This window comes from Candidatus Magnetobacterium casense (assembly GCF_019173545.1).
Lineage (GTDB): Bacteria > Nitrospirota > Thermodesulfovibrionia > Thermodesulfovibrionales > Magnetobacteriaceae > Magnetobacterium > Magnetobacterium cryptolimnobacter.
In genome coordinates this window covers 1-3,407 of record NZ_JABXWD010000363.1, presented here as the reverse complement: position 1 = coordinate 3,407, position 3,407 = coordinate 1, and the positions used below count along the sequence as shown (strand labels likewise).

The window sequence follows — 3,407 nt, the reverse complement described above, 5'->3', positions numbered from 1 at the left end:
CCTTCCTTTACCAAAGATATAATCTCATCCCTTGCAGGTTTCCATTGCAGATACAGCCTCAGTGCAGTATCATACATTGCCTTGTCGCCAAGAAAGCGCACGGAGATGGCATCAAGGCCTTCGAGGATCTCTTTTTCAGCGCCGTCTATATCAAGAGAGTATTTATCTACGTCGGACAAATCCCTGGCATGGACAATATAATTCATGTATTGATCAATCTTGATGATGTTGGCGTTAATCCTTGATATTGCCATGGTAACGGTAAGTGGATGTCTATGCATCTTATAGACAAGACCGTACAAGTTATGCATACGGTTTATTCCAAAGACAGCAACAGCCATCAGAAGTAACAGTATCAGAAAGAACCCTGCACTAAGACGTGTACCTATCTTCATACTCCTAATCATACCCCCTTTCTACCATATACTGCTGCAAAATGAAACACCTGTACAGTATGGATGCGCCACCTCTTCGTAGTGCTTTGGTGATTAGCTCTAACTTAATATTAAATGAAACCTCTCTTTTAAGTCAATATGTTTAAAAATCAGATATCCTCTTTAAAAAGCAGGGTAAATTTTATTTCACGGTCAAAAGACATGGATTCCTGCTCCCTGTTCAAGCCAGGGACATGTTTCGCAGGAATGACAGTTACAGCCGTTTTCCAAGTGTGTCATTCCTGGCTTGACCAGGAATCCAGGGTGCGTAAAAGTATAGTTACCATGAAATTTAAAGAAGATACAAAATCAGGGTGCATAAATTTTGAGTGGGTAAACAAGATGTCCTTTGCGGGGTCAAGGGGGCTTCTTTCTGGCCGGGGGGCGCTGCCCCCTCCTGGAGCGCCAAGAAGCGGAGTCGCCCCTTTCTCTTCCCTGCTTGCAGGAAAATTATTTTGCTTATTAATTAATGTGATATAAAAATTACTTGACAAGTTACTTTAAGATTTGATACAATTTTTTAATGTATAGTGTAAATGAAATAGAGCTCTACGATGCCTGCAAGGTGCTGTTTGGTGAGGAGGTCAAGATTGACCGTGGCTTCCTTGAATACATCCAGCCGTCGGGTCTCAAGAGCGCCTACAGAAAGATAGCCCTCGCAACCCACCCCGACCGCAATGCCTCCGAGGGCGAGGAGTACAAAAAAAACTGTACACAGCAGTTCATCGAAGCCACCGAGGCATACGAAAAGCTCAACGCATTCCTCAAGCAGAGGGAAAACGGTTTCAGACTCAAAGATAGTTACGTCAATACATTCAAGCCGCAAAAGGACTCCTACACCGGAAACTTTAAGACGTGGCAGCAGTCCAACCAAAGTGCCTATCAAAGTCAGTCGGCAAAGAGCACTCAACAATCATACTATGGCAACAACAGGTCGTCTTCCAACAACACGCAGCAACAAAAGACGGAATCGGCAGGCTTTAGCAACAACGGGTTCTCCGCCAAACATACCGACAGACACAACGGCAGAGATGCCAACAAGCAGTCCAACAATCAGAACAATCAGGACCCGCGTTTCACCATTGACTCCTCAAAGACGTCAACCTACGCATATCAGGCAAAGAATCTGCCACGGCGGAAGCTGCGTATAGGCGAGTTCCTGTATTATGCCGGGATCGTTTCGTGGAAGGACCTCATAGCCGCCATTGTCTGGCAGTCAAAGCAGCGTCAGCGCATGGGAGAGATCGCCGTGCGGTGGGGATGGCTCAACGAAGAAAAGATCGTTGAACTGTTACGGGGCAAGACCCGTGGCGAACGACTTGGCGATTGCCTCGTCAGACTCAAGGTCATCACCCCGTTTCAATGCAACATGCTGGTGTGGCAGCAACAGAAAAGCCAAAAGCCAATCGGTGAATACTTTGTCAGAGAAAGACTCTTAAGCGAAATGCAGATAAATCGCTACCTTAAACACCTTAAAGACCATAACATAAAGTTCTGATTTAACCGATAGTATCCTTCCCAAGCCGGAGTAAAGTTCGGGGAGAGTTGAAGGATGAGTCTCAGGCTAACAGAGAAATCGCTCAAGTGTAGTCACCCTCCCTTTCCTTGCAATTACTTGTCAGTCAGAGTTCAACGTGTTATGCTACCTTACCGGCTGGTCGTTTGCTGCCGCGTTTTGTTGTGGTGGTATCTTCAGTTCCTTTGGTGTTGCCGGCGTCGGATGATTTTTTAGTTGTCTCTGAGTTGTCGGTCTTGGTTTCGGCCTTTTTGTCCTCCGCATTTTTGGCGTCTTCTGCTGCCTTTTTATCAGCTGCTTTATCAGCCTCTACCTTCTTCAGGGCTTCCTTGTCATTGGTCTGAGCGTTCTTTGAGTCCTCAGTCTTTTTGGTGTTTGCGCTGGAGTTGTCGGTTTTGGTTTCAGCCTTTTTGCTTTCCGCATTGTTGGCGTCTTCTGCTGCTTTTCTGTCAATTTCGGCCTGCTTCATACGCTTCTTGTACATTGCGACATCTTCGGGGCTATTTGCGTTTTCGGTTTTTTTGGTGTTCGCATCGGAGCCTTTAGTCGCGGGATTTGATTTTTTGGTATCATCTGCAGCCTTGTTGTCCGTGTTGGCAGCCTTCAGGCTCTCATTGTACTTGTCACGAGCCTCGGCACTGATGCTTACCTTGTCCTGGCCCCGTTGCGGCCCATCACTCTTGCCCTCAACCCCGTTGGCTGTCTTGTTGACACGAGCGACATTGCTTACCTTGTTGCTCTGGTAGATGTCGGCCGTATATTGCAAGGCACTAAAGTCGGCATTAACACTCATACAATTCGTTCCTCCTTAACTTTATACTTAACCTCGGGCAAAGTGCCCGCCCTTGTTTGAATCTTTCACTAAAAAACGCCTACATATTCTTATCGGTTGTTTAAAAACATTTCTTTAGTTGTTGCAATAATCAACCGATTCGTCTGTTGTATACAGCATAATCTTCTGTAGGGCGTATCGTTTTCTCTCTTTGTTTGAAACATTATCTTCTTGTCTTATTCTGTTTTTTCGTGCAATTTGTCTATCCTGTCGTCCTCGACTTTTATTATAACATAAAGGTATCTTCTTTTATATTTCATGGTAAAAGAAAGAAGGAGGGCGGCTCTGCCCCCTCCTCAGACCTCCCCCGCAAGGGGACCAGTCCCCTTGACCCCATTTTACCATGCTTTTTTAAGATGATACACATAAAGCTCTCTGATTCATGGTATAATATTTCGTATGTTTAAGCAGTCGGAAATTTTAAACTTCACGACGGTCTACAGACTGGGAAGCCCCTTGACTACGGGTATGACTACCTTGCCCGTAAATGAGGACGACCTGGAACCTGTTGACGCTATCGGCAGGTTAGACTGTACCATGGACGAAACCGGCCTGAGCCTGACGTACACACTCGCCCCACATGACAGGGTCTTTGGTCTTGGGCAGACGCTTGGGGCACTCAACA

4 protein-coding genes are annotated in these 3,407 nt (G+C 46.0%); 2 read left to right on the top strand and 2 right to left on the bottom strand.

Annotation, left to right across the window (positions count from 1 at the left end):
* The coding region (locus tag HWQ67_RS14850) for an MCP four helix bundle domain-containing protein (protein WP_218253473.1) at window positions 1-395 on the bottom strand (395 nt) is incomplete at its 3' end.
* A gap of 562 nt (window positions 396-957) precedes the next feature.
* Between HWQ67_RS14850 and HWQ67_RS14845 the strand changes: the two genes are divergently transcribed.
* A complete protein-coding gene (locus tag HWQ67_RS14845; protein WP_218253472.1) occupies window positions 958-1,932 on the top strand; it encodes a J domain-containing protein in 975 nt (324 codons plus the stop codon).
* Between the two features lie 139 nt (window positions 1,933-2,071).
* Here the strand turns inward: HWQ67_RS14845 and HWQ67_RS14840 are convergent, their stop codons facing one another.
* Window positions 2,072-2,743, bottom strand: a complete 672-nt coding sequence (locus HWQ67_RS14840) for a hypothetical protein (RefSeq protein ID WP_218253471.1) — start codon at window positions 2,741-2,743, stop codon at window positions 2,072-2,074.
* A gap of 438 nt (window positions 2,744-3,181) precedes the next feature.
* Here HWQ67_RS14840 and HWQ67_RS14835 point away from each other — a divergent pair.
* Window positions 3,182-3,407: hypothetical protein (locus HWQ67_RS14835; RefSeq protein ID WP_218253470.1), on the top strand; the 226-nt coding region annotated here is incomplete at its 3' end.